A 19,105-nucleotide genomic window follows, 5' to 3' on the forward strand; every position below is an offset into this window, starting at 1 on the left:
CATTATTGCTGGTATCACTTGCAAGCTGTTTAGGCTTTGCACAATCCTGTCCTACCACAGCAGAAGGAAAACCCATATTCAGCAATAATTTCGGCACGGGAACCAGCAACAGCAATACCACTACTACGGATCCGTATGTAATTGGGCATACTTATCAAGCAGTTAGTCCTCAGGATGGATATTACAGTGTAACTACCTCTTCCGCACAAACTGTAGGATATACGCAAACCGATCTTACAGGGGGTAAGGATGCGGGTTATAACAACATTGCAGACGGATCTACGACCGGAAGATATCTGGCGATCAATATTAATTCCGGTGCAACAGTGAATTCGGTTATTTACCGTGTCAATAATTTAAATGTAGTATCTGGACAGCTTTACCGGTTCAGGATTGATATGGCCGGATTATGTAACGGTTGCCAGGACGTTCCTAATTTGCAGCTGAGTATTAAAGATAACAATGATAACATCTTGGCTACTGCCAACTCAGGGAATTTGGGCGTAGCGAATGACGATGTCTGGAGAAGGCTTAATCTTTCCTTTACCCCTTCTACTTCTGTTGTTAAACTCGAAATTGTTAATTTACAGCAAAATGGTAATAGTGGAAACGATGTTGGGATCGATAATATTGTTTTTACCCCTGTGGAATGTGATTCAGACGGCGACGGAATTGCCAATTCCCTAGATCTTGATGACGATAACGACGGAATTGAAGATTGTATCGAAAAAGGACTGGATTCCAATTCAACGGTAAGCACCATTTTCAAGCTGAATGGAAATGCTGCACAGATAAGCAGCAAGGAGGTTCGTTTAACGCCGGCATTAACTAACCAGGCAGGTCAGATGTGGTCTTATGGAAAAGTGGATTTCAGTAAGAGTTTTGTTCTGAGCTATGAGGCCAATTTCGGCAGTAGTGATGGAGGAGCTGACGGAATTGCCACCGTATTCCATAATTCTCCGGTAGGAGTAAATGCTGTTGGAGCTGCAGGCGGAGGTATCGGAGCATTGGGAATACAAAACGGGATTGTGCTTGAAGTAGATACTTATGATAACGGGACTGCTGTAGGAGATATTCCTAACGATCATGGCCAGATTTGGGCTTCGGCCAGCCAAAGCGGGGCTAACCTTTTGACAACAGCCGTTGATCTGGGAAATGTAGAGGATAACGTGTGGAGAGCGGTACAGATTACATGGGATTTCCCAACCAAGAAATTATCATATACCATTGGCGGAATTCTGGCCGGAACTTACACGTTTCCGCCATCCAATCCTATTGTCAACTATTTCGGCGGAGCCAGTAGGGTTTATTTCGGATATACCGCTTCTACGGGAGCAGCTGTTAACGAGCAGAGTGTAAGGTATGCCGACTTCTGTTCTCAGCTTCCGTTGGAACTGGATACTGATGGAGATGGCATTCCAAACGAACTGGATTTGGATTCCGATAACGACGGATGCCTGGATGCGATCGAAGGGGATGAGAATGTAGCTTTAAACCAGCTGGTGTTTGCCGGCGGAAATGTGACGTCAGGAACGGGATCCACGGCGCCGAACAAAAATCTTTGTGCTTCTTCTTCATGTGTTAATGCTTCCGGCGTACCGAATCTGGTAAATTCTGGAGGGGCTGCTGACATTGGTGGTGATGAAGGACAGGGCATCGGGACTTCGCAGAACAATGCCGTGCAGCCTCCGGGATGTACTGCCTGTTATAAGCCTTCCATAACATCCGGAACCACATTGAATACCAATGTAGGGATTTCCGCATTAGGCAGAGCAGGAGTAAATGCAGACAACTGGCCAATGGTAAGAAAAGGTGCCTGGACCGCGCTTGAATCCAAAACAAAAGGATTGGTGATCAACAGAGTGGCATTTAATAATGCAGGCAATCCGGTAGGGATCTCTTCGTCTAACTTTGTAGAAGGAATGATGGTTTATGATACAACCAACAACTGCCTTAAAGTATATACGACTAAAGATAACGGTACTACCTACGGATGGTACTGTATGGAAAACCAAACCTGCCCTGATTAATTTTAAGTTACAACATCTAAAATTAAATTTTATAAAATGAAAAAAGCAATCAATATATTTTCTTTACTTCTATTTACCTCGGGTTTTTCTCAGGTAGCCATCGGTAAAAGTTCGGTAAGCAACGCGTCGGTTTCTCTGGAATTCGGCAGCGGAAACAAAGGGATTATTTTACCTTGGGTCACCTCTGCCGCTTCGGTAACCGGAGCAGTAGACGGAACATTGGTGTATGACATTGCCGATAAAAAAGTAAAATACCGTAAATCCGGTTCCTGGATTGATTTGTCGGTAAATACCAGTGGGATCGTAGATACGGTACTTCAGGCTTCTCAAACGGAGCTTTCCGGTGCGAAAGTAGTAATCGGTACAGGAGGATCTTCTGATACCACCCCGGGAATTCTTGTGTTAAAAGATACGGATAAAGCGATGATCCTTCCGAAAGTAGCCAGCCCTCACCTGAACATTATCAACCCTGCAGCGGGAATGATGGTGTATGATACGGATAAACATCAGCTTGCTGTCTTTAACGGAGCAGTGTGGTCCTTCTGGAAACCCTTGTAAGATCAGGAGAATTTTTCAGTAATTGTGTTAGCTTCATTTTGAAAAAGAAAATGTAAAAACAGATCTGGAAAAAATGCGGATGCTGAAAGTTTCTGCAAAATGACAATAATTGACATCAGACTAAAGTGAAGGAAAAATCCGGAGCTTTAGTCTTTTTTGTGTAAATTCATCGGATTAATTTAACTTTTACCTTAATTTGCAGTTCTAAAGCTAGGGATAGGTCGGTTACTGAGCCAAACAAATATAACATTACATACAGCAGATATATGAAAAAATTCCGCTTAGTCTTGATACTTTTTATTTCGGTAATGTATTACGGGCAGGACAGTTTGAAAATAACCAACTGCGGCAAACAGCTGAAATCGTTTTATCTCGGTATGGATGTCCTGCACAAATGGCAGGCCGGACAGCATATTAACTGGCAGACCGGTGAACCGGATGATCCTGATGCGGTCTCCGGAATAAGAACCCACTGCAGTGCATTTGTGGCAGCCGCCTGCGAGCGCCGGGGAATTTACCTGTTAAGACCTCCTGAACACAGACAGGAATTGCTTGCCAATGCACAGGTCAGATGGCTGAACTCAGATCAGGCGAAAGATTTCGGATGGCATCCTATAACAAAGAATATTTTATCTGAAGCCCAGAGAATGTCGGATGAAGGATATATAGTCGTTGTTTGTGCACAAAATCCAGACCCGCATAAACCCGGACATATCGCTTTGGTGATGCCGGCAGCGCTTTCTTCATCACAGCTTCAGCAAAACGGGCCTTTGCTCATTCAGTCTTCTACCAAAAACAGTGTAGATGCTTTATTTCGAAACGCTTTTCACCGCCATATTGCAGACTGGAATTTCGCAACGGATGAGGTATTCTTTTATTATAACGATAAATTATCGTGTTCCGCAGATAATAAATAATTAATGGCCTGCATTATAATTTTAATGCTCTTATCCATTCGCGTTAGAAATAGAAATTAAATTGGCAGCCATTCCACATGAATTAAGAACTAACCTTTGAATTTAAAGAAATTGTTGAGAATAAGACATTTATATTTGTAAAAGTGAAAAGTTTTTTCTATCTTTGCAGTCTCTTTTGGCGCGAATAATTGTATACATATCTATAAAATATTGAATATCACCTCTTTCATGATTGTGAAGGAGATTTCTTGCATTATAGATACAGTGGCGGTTCTGCCTCAAAAGTAATAAAAATATTTTGCATTACGCTGTGAAAAGATATACCAGTGTTGCAGTTAGAAAAAAATAAAGTACAACGTAAAATGTCAAGGTCTTTCGTGAGCGCCAAAACACTTTACCTTACAGTTTTAGCTTGTTTCTTGTTCTTTTCTGATATTTTTTAATGAATCAAAATATTTTTTAACCTTTCTTAAAAGTTTTATGAGTAAAACAACACCTACAACTAGGGGAAATCAGAGAGTAAATTTCTCTTCAGCGAAAGGAAAAATCATTACGCCGGACTTCCTGGATATCCAGATCGAGTCTTTTGCAGAGTTTTTCCAGCTTGATACGCTTCCTGAAGACAGAAGAGACGAAGGCCTATACAAGACCTTCCAGGAAAATTTCCCGATTACGGATTCCAGAAACCAATTTGTATTGGAATTCCTGGATTATCTGGTAGATTCTCCACGTTATTCAATCGATGAGTGTGTGGAAAGAGGATTAACGTATTCCGTGCCTCTTAAAGCGAGACTTAAATTGTATTGTACAGACCCTGAGCACGAGGATTTCCAGACCGTGGTTCAGGATGTATATTTAGGGCCGGTTCCTTACATGACGCCTAGCGGATCTTTCATCATCAACGGTGCTGAAAGGGTTATCGTTACACAGTTGCACCGTTCACCTGGTGTATTCTTCGGACAGACCTACCACGCAAACGGAACCAAACTTTACTATTCAAGAATCATTCCTTTCAAAGGATCTTGGATGGAATTTACAACCGATATCAACAGCGTAATGTACGCGTATATCGACCGTAAGAAAAAATTACCATTAACCACTTTATTAAGAGCGATCGGTTACGAGTCTGATAAGGACATCCTTCAGATCTTCGACCTTGCGGAGGAAGTGAAAGTTTCTAAAGCTGCCCTTAAAAAAGTAGAAGGAAGAACATTGGCTGCGAGAGTTTTGAACACCTGGTTCGAAGACTTCGTAGATGAGGATACAGGTGAAGTAGTTTCTATCGAAAGAAACGAGATCATCCTGGATAGAGAAACTATTCTTGAAAAAGAGCATTTGGATCTGATCCTTGATGCTGGAGTGAAATCTATTTTGATTCACAAAGAAAATAGCAACGAGTTCTCTATTATTCAGAATACATTACAGAAAGACCCTACCAACTCTGAAAAAGAAGCGGTAGAATACATCTATCGTCAGTTAAGAAATGCAGATCCGCCAGATGAGGAAACGGCAAGAGGAATCATTGAAAAATTATTCTTCTCCGAGCAAAGATATTCATTAGGTGAAGTAGGACGTTACAGACTAAACAAAAAGTTAAGCCTAAATATTCCTACAACGACTGAAGTTCTTACCAAAGAAGATATCATCGCGATCGTAAGACACTTGATCGAGCTGGTAAACTCAAAAACGGATGTTGATGATATCGACCACTTATCAAACAGAAGAATTAAAACCGTTGGTGAGCAGTTGGCAGGACAATTCGGCGTAGGTCTTTCAAGAATTGCAAGAACCATCAAGGAGAGAATGAACGTTAGAGATAACGAAATCTTTACTCCGCTTGATCTTGTAAATGCTAAGACGTTAACGTCGGTGATCAATTCATTCTTTGGTACCAACCAGCTTTCTCAGTTCATGGACCAGACCAACCCATTATCAGAGATTACTCACAAGAGAAGATTATCTGCACTAGGGCCTGGAGGTCTATCAAGAGAAAGAGCAGGTTTCGAGGTTCGAGACGTTCACCATACCCACTACGGAAGAATTTGTCCGATTGAAACTCCGGAAGGACCAAACATCGGTTTGATCTCTTCATTAGGGATTTATGCTAAAATCAACAGACTTGGTTTCATTGAAACCCCATATAGAAAAGTAGAAAACGGTAAAATCAAGCTTTCGGCAGATCCAATCTACTTAAATGCTGAAGATGAAGAATCTAAAGTAATTGCTCAGGCCAACGTTGAATTGAGCGATAGCGGTGAATTCGAAACCGACAGGATTATTGCAAGATTGGATGGTGACTATCCGGTAGTAGAACCTAACCAGGTTGACCTTATCGACGTAGCGCCAAACCAGATTTCCGGTATTTCCGCTTCATTAATTCCATTCCTGGAGCATGATGATGCGAACCGTGCATTGATGGGATCCAACATGATGCGTCAGGCCGTTCCTCTATTGAAGCCACAGGCTCCGATCGTTGGTACAGGGCTTGAGCAGCAGGTTGCAAGAGATTCAAGAATTTTGATTAACGCTGAAGGTACCGGTACAGTAGAGTATGTGGATGCTGACAGAATCGTGATTAAATACGAAAGAAGCGAAGACGAAGATTTGGTACAATTCGAGTCTGCTACAAAAACATATAACTTAACCAAGTTCAGAAAAACCAACCAGAGTACAACCATTACCCTAAGACCAAACGTAAGAGTTGGGGATGTAGTGGAAAAAGGACAGGTACTTTGCGACGGGTATGCTACCGAAAAAGGAGAATTGGCTCTTGGTAGAAACCTTGTAGTTGCGTTCATGCCTTGGAAAGGGTATAACTTCGAGGATGCGATTGTAATCAATGAAAAAGTAGTTCGTGAAGACTGGTTTACTTCGATCCACGTAGATGAATATTCTCTTGAAGTTCGTGATACCAAATTGGGTATGGAAGAGCTTACGGCAGATATTCCGAACGTTTCAGAAGAAGCTACCAAAGATCTTGACGAGAACGGGATGATCAGAATCGGTGCTGAAGTGAAGCCTGGAGATATCATGATCGGTAAAATCACTCCAAAAGGTGAATCTGATCCGACTCCGGAAGAAAAACTTCTTAGAGCGATCTTCGGTGATAAAGCCGGTGACGTGAAAGATGCTTCATTGAAAGCAGACTCTTCATTAAGAGGAGTTGTGATCGATAAGAAATTGTTCTCCAGAAACATCAAAGACAAAAAGAAAAGAACAGAAGAAAAACTTAAGCTTGAGGAAATTGAAAACACTTACAAAGCTAAGTTTGATGAGTTGAGAAACACTTTAATTGAAAAATTAAATACACTCGTAAGCGGTAAAACTTCTCAGGGGGTTAAAAATGACCTTGATGAAGAGATCATCGGTAAAGGGGTGAAGTTCACTCACAAATTATTGACTTCTGTTGAAGACTATGTAAACGTTAGCGGTTCAGACTGGACGGTTGACGCTGATAAAAATGAATTGATCAAGCAGTTGATCCACAACTACAAAATCAAGTACAACGATATCCAGGGGGTTAAAAACCGTGAGAAATTTGCAATTTCCATCGGAGACGAACTACCGGCAGGAATCATGAAGCTTGCTAAAGTTTACATCGCTAAGAAACGTAAACTGAACGTAGGGGATAAAATGGCAGGACGTCACGGTAACAAAGGGATCGTTTCGAGAATCGTTCGTGAAGAAGATATGCCGTTCCTTGAAGATGGAACACCGGTAGATATCGTATTGAACCCGCTTGGGGTACCTTCCCGTATGAACATCGGTCAGATCTATGAAACCGTTCTTGGATGGGCTGGTCAGAAATTAGGATTGAAATTTGCCACGCCGATCTTCGACGGAGCAAGCCTTGATCAGATTACTGAATATACTGAAAAAGCAGGTCTTCCTAAATTCGGTCATACCTATCTTTATGACGGTGGTACCGGAGAAAGATTTACACAGGCAGCTACAGTAGGGGTAATCTACATGCTGAAACTGGGTCACATGGTTGATGACAAAATGCACGCACGTTCTATCGGTCCTTATTCATTAATTACGCAGCAGCCGTTAGGAGGTAAAGCGCAATTCGGAGGTCAGAGATTCGGAGAGATGGAGGTTTGGGCTCTTGAAGCATTCGGAGCATCCAATATCCTGAGAGAGATCCTGACTGTGAAGTCGGATGACGTGATTGGTAGAGCAAAAACTTACGAAGCCATTGCAAAAGGTGAATCGATGCCTGAACCGGGTATTCCTGAATCATTCAACGTATTGCTTCATGAGTTACAGGGTCTTGGATTAGACGTAAGACTAGAGGAATAATTTTAAATTTTAAATTATCAATGCCGGATGGAAACATTCGGAAATTAATCTAAAATCTAAAATCTAAAATTTAAAATCTAACAAATGTCAAATAAAAATAAATCAAGTAGATTTAATAAAATAACCATCGGTTTAGCTTCTCCGGAATCGATTCTTCAGGAATCGAGAGGGGAGGTTCTTAAGCCGGAAACCATTAACTACAGAACGCACAAGCCTGAAAGAGACGGGTTGTTCTGTGAAAAAATCTTCGGTCCTGTAAAGGATTACGAATGTGCTTGTGGTAAATACAAGAGAATTCGTTACAAAGGGATCGTTTGTGACCGTTGTGGAGTAGAAGTTACGGAGAAAAAAGTACGTAGAGAAAGAATCGGACATATCAACCTGGTAGTTCCAATCGCTCACATCTGGTATTTCCGTTCTTTACCGAACAAAATCGGTTACCTTTTAGGAATTCCTTCCAAAAAATTGGATATGATCATCTACTACGAAAGATATGTGGTGATCCAACAGGGTATTGCTAAAAAACTGGACGGTTCCGATTTCGAAAATATGGAGTTCCTGACAGAAGAAGAGTACCTGGATATCATGGAAACTCTTCCGATCGAGAACCAATATCTTGATGATTCCGATCCGAACAAATTCATCGCCAAAATGGGTGCTGAAGCGGTTGAGGAATTATTAAAAAGAATCGATCTTGATGCTTTATCTTTCGACCTGAGACACAAAGCTCACAACGAAGGTTCAAAACAGAGAAGAACCGAAGCACTTAAAAGATTGAACGTTGTAGAAGCATTGAGAGGTGCCAATACAAGAATGATCAATAAGCCTGAGTGGATGATCATGCGTGTGCTTCCAGTTATCCCGCCGGAATTGAGACCATTGGTTCCGTTGGATGGTGGACGTTTCGCAACTTCCGATTTGAATGACCTTTACAGAAGGGTGATCATCAGAAACAACCGTTTGAAAAGACTATTGGAGATCAAAGCTCCGGAAGTAATCTTGAGAAACGAGAAGCGTATGCTTCAGGAATCTGTAGATTCCCTATTCGATAACACAAGAAAATCTTCTGCGGTAAAATCTGAATCCAACAGACCATTGAAATCCCTTTCCGATTCATTGAAAGGTAAGCAGGGTCGTTTCCGTCAGAACCTATTGGGGAAAAGGGTAGATTACTCGGCGCGTTCGGTAATTGTTGTAGGTCCTAACTTACAGCTTCACGAGTGTGGTATCCCTAAAGATATGGCAGCGGAACTTTACAAACCGTTCATCATCAGAAAACTGATTGAAAGAGGAATTGTAAAAACCGTAAAGTCAGCAAAAAGAATCATCGACAGGAAAGAACCTGTAGTATATGATATCCTTGAAAACGTGATGAAAGGTCACCCGGTTCTTCTGAACAGGGCACCTACGCTTCACAGACTGGGGATCCAGGCATTCCAGCCTAAAATGATCGAAGGGAAAGCAATCCAACTTCACCCGTTAGTAACAACGGCCTTCAACGCGGATTTCGATGGTGACCAGATGGCGGTACACTTACCGTTAGGCCCTGAAGCAATTCTTGAAGCGCAGTTACTGATGTTGGGTTCTCAGAATATCTTGAACCCGGCTAACGGTTCTCCGATCACCGTACCTTCTCAGGACATGGTTCTTGGTCTTTATTTCATGACTAAAGAATTGAGCTCTACCGAAGAGATGAAAGTGAAAGGGGAGGGTCTTGCCTTCTATTCTCCTGAAGAAGCGGAAATCGCTTATGCGGAAGGAAGAGTATCTTTAAATGCTAAAGTAAGATGTAGACTTCCGGTTAAAGAAAACGGAGAGATCGTAACCAGACTGATCGAAACTTCTGTAGGTAGAATCTTATTTAACCAGATTGTACCGAAGCAGGTAGGATATATCAATGAGCTTTTAACGAAGAAATCATTGAGAAACGTTATCGGTAAGATCCTTGCAGATACGGATTTCCCTACAACTGTGAAGTTCCTTGATGCGATGAAGGACTTAGGATATTCAAACGCATTCAAAGGAGGTCTATCTTTCTCATTAGGAGACATCGTGGTTCCTGTTGAGAAAAAGCAGATGATTGCTCAATCTATTGAAACAGTAGACGAAATCAGAGCCAACTATAACATGGGTCTTATTACCGATACTGAACGTTATAACCAGGTAATCGACGTTTGGACGAACACCAACGCAGGATTAACGGAGATGATCATGAGCAGAATGAAAACCGACCAAGGTGGTTTCAACTCTGTATACATGATGCTTGATTCCGGGGCGAGGGGTTCCAAAGAACAGATCCGTCAGTTATCCGGGATGAGAGGTTTGATGGCCAAGCCGCAGAAAGCCGGTTCTACCGGAGCGGAGATCATCGAAAACCCGATCCTTGCAAACTTTAAGGAAGGTCTTTCGATCTTGGAATACTTTATCTCTACCCACGGTGCCCGTAAAGGTCTTGCGGATACCGCTCTTAAGACAGCCGATGCCGGTTACTTAACGAGAAGATTGGTAGACGTTGCACAGGACGTTATCGTTACAGAGGACGACTGTGGAACTTTAAGAGGTACAGAAGTTACCGCGCTTAAGAAAAATGACGAGATCGTTGAAAGAATCTCCGAAAGAATCTTAGGTAGGGTATCACTACACAATATTTATGATCCTGAAAGCGATGAATTAATCATCAATGCCGATGAAGTGATCAACGAAGTATTTGCCAGAAGAATTGAAGAAGCTGGACTGGAAGCGGTAGAAGTACGTTCGCCGTTAACTTGTGAAGCGAAGAAAGGAATCTGTGCAAAATGCTACGGTAGAAACCTGGCTACAGGTAAAACCATCCACATGGGTGAAGCAGTAGGGGTAATTGCAGCACAGTCCATTGGGGAACCGGGTACTCAGCTTACGTTGAGAACCTTCCACCAAGGGGGTACTGCAGGAAACGTTTCCGAAAATCCATCTATCGTGGCAAGAAGAGACGGTATCGTTGAAATGGACGAGATCAGAACCATTACTTCTGAAGACGAAAACGGTAACACGGCTGAGGTTGTGGTTTCCCGTTCTACGGAATTCAGATTGGTGGCGGATAACGAATCCAGAACACCATTAATGGTTGCCAACGTACCTTACGGATCTATATTAGCTGTGAAACCGGGTGATAAAGTGAAGAAAGGGGATGTGATCTGTAAGTGGGATGCCTACAACGCGGTAATCATTGCTGAAACTTCAGGTAAAGTAGAATACGAGGATATCATCCAGGGGGTTTCATTCCAGTTGGAAATCGACGAAGCTACAGGTTTCGAAGAAAAAGTAATCTCCGAATCCAGAAATAAGAAAGCCGTACCTACCTTGAAGGTGGTAGACTCTAAAGGGGTTGAGCAGAAAGCATACAACTTACCGGTAGGAGCCCACTTAATGGTAAACGATGGTGAAAAGATCAAGGCTGGTAAAGTCTTAATCAAGATCCCGAGAAAATCTGCAAAAGCAGGGGATATCACCGGAGGTCTTCCGAGAGTTACCGAATTATTCGAAGCAAGAAACCCATCCAACCCAGCGGTGGTTACAGAAATCGACGGGGTAGTTTCTTACGGAAAAATCAAGAGAGGTAACAGAGAACTTATCGTTGAGGCTAAGACCGGTGAAAGAAAAATTTATTTAGTTAAATTATCCAACCAGATCTTGGTACAGGAGAATGACTTCGTGAGAGCAGGTTCGCCACTTTCCGACGGTTCTATTACTCCGGACGATATCTTAAGAATCAAAGGCCCAACAGCGGTTCAGGAATATTTAGTAAATGAAATTCAGGAAGTTTACCGTCTTCAGGGGGTAAAAATCGACGATAAGCACTTCGAAATCATCGTAAGACAGATGATGACGAAAGTATCAATCGTAGATGGAGGGGATACCCAATTCCTTGAAGGAGCTCTTGAGCACAAATATGACTTCTTGGAAGAAAACAACAGAGTATTCGGTCTTAAAGTAGTTGTAGATGCAGGAGATTCTAAAGTATTCCTGCCGGGTCAGATGATTACGGCGAGAGAACTGAGAGATGAAAACTCCAAGCTGAAACGTGAAGATCAGGCTTTGGTTCAGGTGAGAGAAGCTTTACCGGCTACAGCAACACCTGTATTGCAGGGTATCACAAGAGCAGCTCTTCAGACCAAATCTTTCATGTCTGCCGCATCGTTCCAGGAAACTACAAAAGTACTGAACGAAGCTGCCGTAGCAGGGAAAGTAGATGATCTGAACGGTCTTAAGGAAAATGTAATTGTAGGACACAGAATTCCTGCAGGTACAGGTCTTAAAGAATATCAGAATGTGATCGTAGGTTCTAAAAAAGAATTCGAAGATCTTAACTAAAATTAATGATTCGGAAATTTGAGGTTTGGATTTATTTTTATATTTTCACAACCTCAAAATTTCGAATTAAAAAATATTTATAACAAATGGACAACAATCAAAATCCACAAGACGGAAACATCAACATCGAATTAAACGAAATGGTAGCGGCGGGTATCTATGCTAACTTAGCTTTGGTAAACCACTCTCCATCTGAATTCGTAGTAGATTTCATCCAGTTAATGCCAGGTGTACAACAAGCTAAAGTAAGATCAAGAGTTATTCTTGCTCCACTTCACGCTAAGAGAGTACTTTCTGCTCTTCAGCAAAACATTGCGAACTATGAGCAGCAATTCGGAGAAATCAAAGAAGTTGAGCCTTTCGTATTAGGAGGAAACAACGTACAAGCTTAAGATTTATTCTTACATAAAATAAGATGCCCTGGTGAAAGCCGGGGCATTTTTTATTAAGGCTTACACTGTTTTTATTAAAATATCCTTATTAATAAAATCGGAAAATCTATTTAAACTTATTATAAAATAACTCAAATAGATAAAAAAATAGGATACAAACTTTACAATTTTATATCTTTGCCGTTAGATAGGGTACAAAGGATATGGTAAATAATCAATTTATTCTCAATAAATTCGGCTTTATGGGTGAAGATTTCTTAAATGAACTTGATCGGCATGCCGTGATGACTCAGGTAAAGGCCAAGACCGAGATTGTAAGGGAAGGGCAGAAGAATAAATTTGTTCCGTTTCTTATCAGCGGATCCATCCGGGTTTTCACTTTAAATGATGGCCGGGAACTTATTTACTATTACATCCGCAGAAATGATAGCTGTATGATGACGTTTTCATCCATTTTCACTGATTATACAAGCCGGGTCTATGCCGTTGCCGAAGAAGATTCCGAGATGATGCTGGTACCGGTTTCGGTTATTCACGAATGGCTGATCCGTTTCCCGGAAATCAATAAAGTGTTTTATCACGAATACGACAAACGCTTTTCCGATGTCATGAGCATGGTAAATGATGCCGTATTCCACAGACTGGATAAAAGGGTTTTAAACTACATCCGGCAGCAGGTTTCAATAACCGGGAACAATCCAATACGGCTCACCCACCGGGAAATTGCAGGAAACTTAGGGACTTCACGTGAAGTCATCAGCCGAGTGATGAAAAAAATGGAAAACGAAGGCGAGCTTGTGCAGACCAAAGAAGGAATAAAAATCCCTGTAAATGAAAATGTTAGACAGGACTAATTGTCTCTTTTAAATAATATTAACATTCTTATTGATAAAAACAATCTGGTCGGTGACTTTTATCACACGATTTTAACCCTCTAAGTTTCTAAGTTTGTCATACTAATTTTTTAATAATGTGTATGACAAAAACTCTCTTATTTTTGTCGATGTTCATCACAGGTTTCGCCTTTGCACAGGACGATCTGCTGAAAGATATTGACACCATCCAAGCCAAAACTCCCGACACCGAACAGCCCGCATTCAAGGCACTCCAGATCGTAACCGGACAGTCTACCAAACTGCCTGCAAAGAATGAATGGTATATTGTGGTAGCCCACCGTTTCGGAGATGTAAGCAAAGGATTCAAGGACTTTTTCGGATTGGATGATGCCTCTACAAAGCTGGGGGTTATTTATGGGATTACCGACGGTATTTCAGTAAGCCTTTCCAGGGAAACAAATCTTAAAACTTTTGAAGGCGCCGTAAAATACAAGCTGATAAAGCAAAGCGAGAATTTTCCGGTAGATATTGCAGGATACAATGTAATGGCAGTAAATACGGACCTGAGCAAAGACAATTATCCGCACCTCCAGTTTGGCGACAGGCTGTCTTATCTTACCCAAGCCTTGATCTCACGTAGATTCAGTGATAAATTCTCTTTACAGCTTACACCGTCATACGTTCATAAAAACCTGTATGAGCCTCTGATTGAAGATAAAAACCAGTTTCTGACAGGATTGGGCGGCCGCTACAAAATCTCGAAAAGAATTTCAATCAATGCCGAGTATTTTGTGAATTTCGACAATCACAGCTTCTACAAAAATCCGCTTTCCCTGGGGATGGATATAGAAACCGGAGGACACGTGTTTCAGCTTTTATTCACCAATTCCCAGCTTAATTCCGATATCGGTTATCTTACCAATGCCGCCGGAAAATGGGAAAAGGGCCAGATTTTCTTCGGGTTTAATCTTTACAGAGTATTTTAAGTATGAAAAAGTTAATATCTACCCTTGCCATAGCGGTTTTAATCACAGCGTGTGAAAGCAGAACCTACGAAGAAATCTCGGATAATACACCCATTACCCAGGTGGTAACCTACAACAAAGATGTAAAAGCCATCATTGATGCCAATTGTGTAAGCTGCCATTCGCCGGGACCGCAGGCCCTTACCAATTACACCCAGGTGAAAAGCAACATCAACAGTATCATCGACAGGATAAGCCGTGCCAACGGAGATCCGCTGAAAATGCCGCAGGGCGGAAGTCTTTCTCCTGCACAAATAAACATCATCAACAAATGGAAAGCCGACGGGCTTCTCGAAAATTAAATCCATTCCTATGAAAAAGCTCATTTTACTTATAGCCGCCGTGCTTTTTGCTAACGTTACGTTTGCACAGAAATATGTGGCGAAGACAGGAAAAGTAACGTTCGAAGCATCGGTACCTTTATTTGAAGATGTTTTCGCACAGGATGATTACAATGTAGCGGTAATCAATGCGGATACCGGTGAGTTTGCTTCGGTTTCCAACGTTAAGAATTTCCATTTCAAAACAAAATTAATGGAAGAGCATTTCAACGAAAGCTATGCGGAAACGGCAAAATTCCCCAAGACAACCTTCAAAGGAAAAATTGTCAATTTCGACAAATCCAAACTTTCTTCATCACCACAGAAATATACGGTCCAGGGAACGCTGAATTTTCACGGTGTAGACAAAGCATACAATTCAACGGCATCTATTTATGCCAAAGACGGAAAGATTTACATGTCCGGAGGATTTGTAGTACGGCCGGCAGATCATAAGGTGACCATCCCGAAAATGGTGACTAAAAAAATTGCCGAAAGCGTAAATGTTCAGTATAACTATATCCTTTCAAAACAATGAAAAAGATCATTTTACTCTTAGGCATATTTCTGAACATCGCCCTGTTATCCGCTCAGGAAAAAGCAAAATCGATCTATGATATTGCAAGAAGCGGGACGGTAGCAGAAGTAAAAGAACTGATGAAACAAAACCCTGACATCATCAACCAGACCAATGAGGGCGGATTTTCACCGCTTATCCTTGCCTGTTACAGAGGAAATGTTGAGGTTGCTAAATTTTTGATGGACCATGTAAAGGATATCAATTACAAAAGCCAGGAGGGCACAGCCTTATCCGGGCTTTCTGTGAAATACAACAGAGAGCTGGCAGAATATCTCCTCAGCAAAAACGCAAACCCCAATATCGCAGATGCTTCCGGATCCACTCCTTTATTCTGGGCAGTGAAATTCGGCAATAAAGAAATGACGGAACTGCTGCTGAAACACAAAGCCGATAAAACCCTCAAGGACGCTCAGGGAATGACGCCTTTTGAATACGCATTACAAACAAACAATAAAGAAATTATTAATCTGCTTAAAAATTAACGAATGAAAAAACTTTTACTTACTTTATCATTGGCTGCTGCTTCCTCATTCAGCGCGCAGTATTCCTCAGGGGTTGTAAATCTACCCACTGCTGGAATGACGGTGAAATTGGACACCAATGCCACAACGGTTACCATTACCTTAACCGGTGACAGCAATTCAATGCTGGGTATCGGTTTCGGAAGTTCCGGAATGGCGTCGGGATCAGACGGATTTATTTATAATTCCTCTGCAAACAGGGATTATACATTTGCCGGATATACCACTCCTTCGGCTGATGCATCCCAGGACTGGACTCAGACTTCAAATACCGTTTCGGGAAGTACCAGAACGGTTGTGGCAACACGTTCACTTAACGGAGGGTCCGGAGATTTCCCGATTCCGAATTCACCGGGAAATATCAATATTTTCTATGCCAGAACTGGCGGTGGGCAGGCTATCGCCTATCACAGTGGAGGCTTGAGAGGTTACGCAACGCTTACTATGGGAGCTGTCCTGGCAACAGGCGAAGTTACTGCTGAAAGCAAAAAAGTGGTGCTTTATCCAAATCCTGCCAAAGAAACATTTACCTTTAAAAATGTGGATAAAATTAAAAGTGTAGCTATTTATGAGTCTACAGGAAGGAAAGTGAGGTCCGTAAAAACAGATGGAAAAGAGGTAAATATCTCCGAATTGAAATCAGGAAATTATTACCTGGAAATTACCTTAAAAGACGGCTCGACCGTTTTTGAACAATTGATTAAAGAATAAAACGAAGGCCACTGCAAAGTGGCTTTTTTATTTACAGCTGGTAAGAAAAAGCATCAGTATTAAAATTTTGAACTGAGCAGAAAGCTTAATTAATTGGAATTGGATATAATGAATATTGTTCTGCCACAACCATTCCTGCGAAAGATATCTTCTGACTATAATAGCAGCCAGTTTCCCAGCTTTAATGTTTTTTTAACCTGCTAAACTTTCCTGTCAGAAATACGAAAAGTAACTTTGCAGAAAATTTAAACAATGAAGCGAGGATTATCATTTATGATGCTGATTTTTTCACTGGCAGCTTTTGCACAGAAAGCGGATGTCGACACGGCTCAGGTTATTGTTTCGAATCGTTTTAATAGTGTTGAAGTACAAAATAAGCCATATGTCATCATGATTTCTACCGACGGTTTCCGGTATGACTATGCTAAAAAATATCATGCTGAAAACCTTTTGAAATATTCCGGAGAAGGGGTTCAGGCAAAAGCGATGCTTCCCAGCTATCCGAGCATTACCTTTCCGAATCACTGGAGTCTTATTACGGGATTGTATCCGTCTCATCATGGATTGATCGACAATTTTTTTTACGATTATAAAAGGAAGGATGGATATGCGATGAGCAGCCGAAAGAATGCAGAAGATGGCAGCTGGTACGGCGGAACTCCGCTTTGGGCATTGGCTGAAAAGCAGGGAATGGTCTCCGCTTCGATGATGTGGGTGGGATCTGCAAGTGATGCCGGAGGGAAAAGACCTTCTTATTACTATCCTTATCAGGAAAAATTTTCACCTTCGGAAAAAGTGGATAAAGTCATCAACTGGCTGAAACTGCCTGCGGAAAAAAGGCCGCATTTTATTTCCCTGTATTTTCCGGAAGTGGACGCTGCCGGCCATCATTTTGGTCCGGAAGCTAAAGAAACAGAAGATGCTGTACATTTAGTTGATAAAGCCATTGGAGATCTGGTACAGAAAGTAAATAATCTCGGACTGAAAAATGTAAATTTTGTCTTCGTATCAGATCACGGGATGATCAAAGTAGATGGAGGGAACCCTTTGGAAATTCCGGCGATGCTGCTGAATAAAGAAAAGTTCGACTATTACAATTCCCAGACCCTGTTGAGGGTTTACGTCAAAAATCCTGACGATGTCAAAAGTGCCTATAAAGAATTAAAAGCGGAGAAGACAATGGATTATGAAGTGTATCTGGATAAAAGACTTCCGAAATACCTCCATTTTGCAACGAGAGATGACCGGTACAACCGGATCGGACAAATTCTGCTAATCCCGAAAGCTCCGAAAATATTTCTGGAAAAAGGTAAGAAAACTTCAGTCGGGAAACACGGGTACAACCCCCGAATCGTTCCTGAAATGAAAGCTACCTTCTTCGCCTGGGGCCCGGAACTTAAAAATAATCTGATCATTGACGAATTTCAGAATGTCAACATCTATCCGTTGGTTGCTGAGGTATTAGGACTGAAAATCGATCACCCTATCGATGGAAAGCTAAAGGTGTTGAAAAAAATATTAAAAGAAAACAGATAGACAACTCCGGCGGGCACAGACCACCGGAGTTGTTTAATATCGATCCATTACCCATGGAATACTTCTTTGAATTCTTTTGAGAAACCTTCTAAAGTAGTTTCTCCTTTCACTACAGCACCATTTTCTATAAAATCCTTTTGTACAATTCCGGTTCGGAGCCCTCGTCCCATTTCAACATATAATTCCGCCATCTCCAGAGGAAGCCCGGCCTGCAGCATTCCGTTCAGCGCCTCTTCATCTTTAAATTCTACCCATGGGAGTTCCGGTTTTTCAACTGCGTTCCCAAGAACTTTTGCAAAATCGGATGCAGGTCGTACATCACTTACGATATATTTTATCGTATGGACTTTGGTATCTTCCAACAGTTCTTCCGCAGCAGCCTTGGCAATATCTTTCGGATGAGCCAAGGGAATGTTTATATTTCCGGGATAATTTGCTCCGATAATTCCGGCATTTTTGATCAGTGGAATGTCATTGAAGAAATTCAGATAAAAATATCCTGCTCTTAAAAATACGACAGAAGTATTTACCAATTCGCTGTAAAATTTTTCGATATGATGAAGACCTTTTATAGGACCGTTTTCTACAGGAGAATCTGCACCGATACTGCTTAGCATGACAATCTTTTTGATCCCGGTCTGCCGGGCGGCCTCGGTATAATTTTTCCCTGCATTAACGGTGTTGGTAACAATATTTTCAAGACCCATATTAGGTGGAGTCATTAAGAAAGCCGCATCATTCCCTCTAAAAGTTTCGATCAAAAAATCAGGATCGGTAATGGATCCGATGGCTGCACGTGCCCCGAGATTTTCAATTTCGCCTCTTCTGGATTCGTTACTGCTGATGATGGTAAGTTCATGTCCTTTTGAAATAAGTTCTTCCGCTAAAGGTTTGGCTACATTTCCCAATGAACCGGTGATTAAAATTTTCCATAATAATTTTTATTTTTTGTTAATAATATTTTTTTATTCCCCGATACAAAGGTATATTTGTACTTACTTTTATACAAGTACTTACCCTAAAGTAT

Annotated in this window: 14 protein-coding genes; 13 read left to right on the plus strand and 1 reads right to left on the minus strand. The window is 41.5% G+C overall.

What is annotated here, in order from left to right:
- Positions 1–5 precede the first annotated feature (5 nt).
- From QE422_RS05185 to QE422_RS05245, 13 genes are all read left to right on the plus strand, one after another.
- On the plus strand, positions 6–2,030 hold the full coding sequence (locus QE422_RS05185; protein WP_307455632.1) for an L-type lectin-domain containing protein: 2,025 nt from the start codon (positions 6–8) through the stop codon (positions 2,028–2,030).
- Between the two features lie 36 nt (positions 2,031–2,066).
- On the plus strand, positions 2,067–2,588 hold the full coding sequence (locus QE422_RS05190) for a hypothetical protein (protein WP_307455634.1): 522 nt from the start codon (positions 2,067–2,069) through the stop codon (positions 2,586–2,588).
- A 287-nt stretch (positions 2,589–2,875) separates the two neighbouring features.
- On the plus strand, positions 2,876–3,505 hold the full coding sequence (locus QE422_RS05195; protein WP_307455635.1) for a hypothetical protein: 630 nt from the start codon (positions 2,876–2,878) through the stop codon (positions 3,503–3,505).
- Positions 3,506–3,985: 480 nt separating this feature from the next.
- Positions 3,986–7,807 (plus strand): DNA-directed RNA polymerase subunit beta, encoded by a 3,822-nt coding sequence (gene rpoB / locus QE422_RS05200; protein WP_307455637.1) that lies wholly within the window; start codon positions 3,986–3,988, stop codon positions 7,805–7,807.
- An 84-nt stretch (positions 7,808–7,891) separates the two neighbouring features.
- The gene (gene rpoC, locus QE422_RS05205; RefSeq protein ID WP_307455639.1) at positions 7,892–12,157 is read left to right on the plus strand and encodes a DNA-directed RNA polymerase subunit beta'; all 4,266 of its coding nucleotides are present in this window, start codon (positions 7,892–7,894) and stop codon (positions 12,155–12,157) included.
- Positions 12,158–12,243: 86 nt separating this feature from the next.
- Complete coding sequence (locus QE422_RS05210) at positions 12,244–12,549, plus strand: DUF3467 domain-containing protein (protein ID WP_027375539.1); 306 nt, start codon at positions 12,244–12,246, stop codon at positions 12,547–12,549.
- A 242-nt stretch (positions 12,550–12,791) separates the two neighbouring features.
- Complete coding sequence (locus tag QE422_RS05215; protein WP_307455641.1) at positions 12,792–13,403, plus strand: Crp/Fnr family transcriptional regulator; 612 nt, start codon at positions 12,792–12,794, stop codon at positions 13,401–13,403.
- A gap of 122 nt (positions 13,404–13,525) precedes the next feature.
- On the plus strand, positions 13,526–14,371 hold the full coding sequence (locus tag QE422_RS05220; RefSeq protein WP_307455643.1) for a DUF5777 family beta-barrel protein: 846 nt from the start codon (positions 13,526–13,528) through the stop codon (positions 14,369–14,371).
- Between the two features lie 2 nt (positions 14,372–14,373).
- The gene (locus QE422_RS05225; protein ID WP_307455644.1) at positions 14,374–14,712 is read left to right on the plus strand and encodes a hypothetical protein; all 339 of its coding nucleotides are present in this window, start codon (positions 14,374–14,376) and stop codon (positions 14,710–14,712) included.
- A gap of 10 nt (positions 14,713–14,722) precedes the next feature.
- Positions 14,723–15,268, plus strand: a complete 546-nt coding sequence (locus QE422_RS05230) for a YceI family protein (protein WP_307455646.1) — start codon at positions 14,723–14,725, stop codon at positions 15,266–15,268.
- Positions 15,265–15,792, plus strand: a complete 528-nt coding sequence (locus QE422_RS05235) for an ankyrin repeat domain-containing protein (protein WP_307455648.1) — start codon at positions 15,265–15,267, stop codon at positions 15,790–15,792. Before QE422_RS05230 ends, QE422_RS05235 begins: the two co-directional genes overlap by 4 nt.
- Before the next feature lie 3 nt (positions 15,793–15,795).
- Complete coding sequence (locus tag QE422_RS05240) at positions 15,796–16,542, plus strand: T9SS type A sorting domain-containing protein (RefSeq protein WP_307455649.1); 747 nt, start codon at positions 15,796–15,798, stop codon at positions 16,540–16,542.
- A 252-nt stretch (positions 16,543–16,794) separates the two neighbouring features.
- Positions 16,795–18,078: an ectonucleotide pyrophosphatase/phosphodiesterase gene (locus QE422_RS05245; RefSeq protein ID WP_307455651.1), complete on the plus strand. Its 1,284-nt coding sequence runs from the start codon at positions 16,795–16,797 to the stop codon at positions 18,076–18,078.
- A 47-nt stretch (positions 18,079–18,125) separates the two neighbouring features.
- Here the strand turns inward: QE422_RS05245 and QE422_RS05250 are convergent, their stop codons facing one another.
- Entirely contained in the window at positions 18,126–19,004 is an 879-nt protein-coding gene (locus QE422_RS05250; RefSeq protein ID WP_307462288.1) for an NAD(P)H-binding protein, read from the minus strand.
- Between the last annotated feature and the right edge of the window lie 101 nt (positions 19,005–19,105).

This window comes from Chryseobacterium sp. SORGH_AS_0447, from assembly GCF_030818695.1.
Lineage (GTDB): Bacteria > Bacteroidota > Bacteroidia > Flavobacteriales > Weeksellaceae > Chryseobacterium.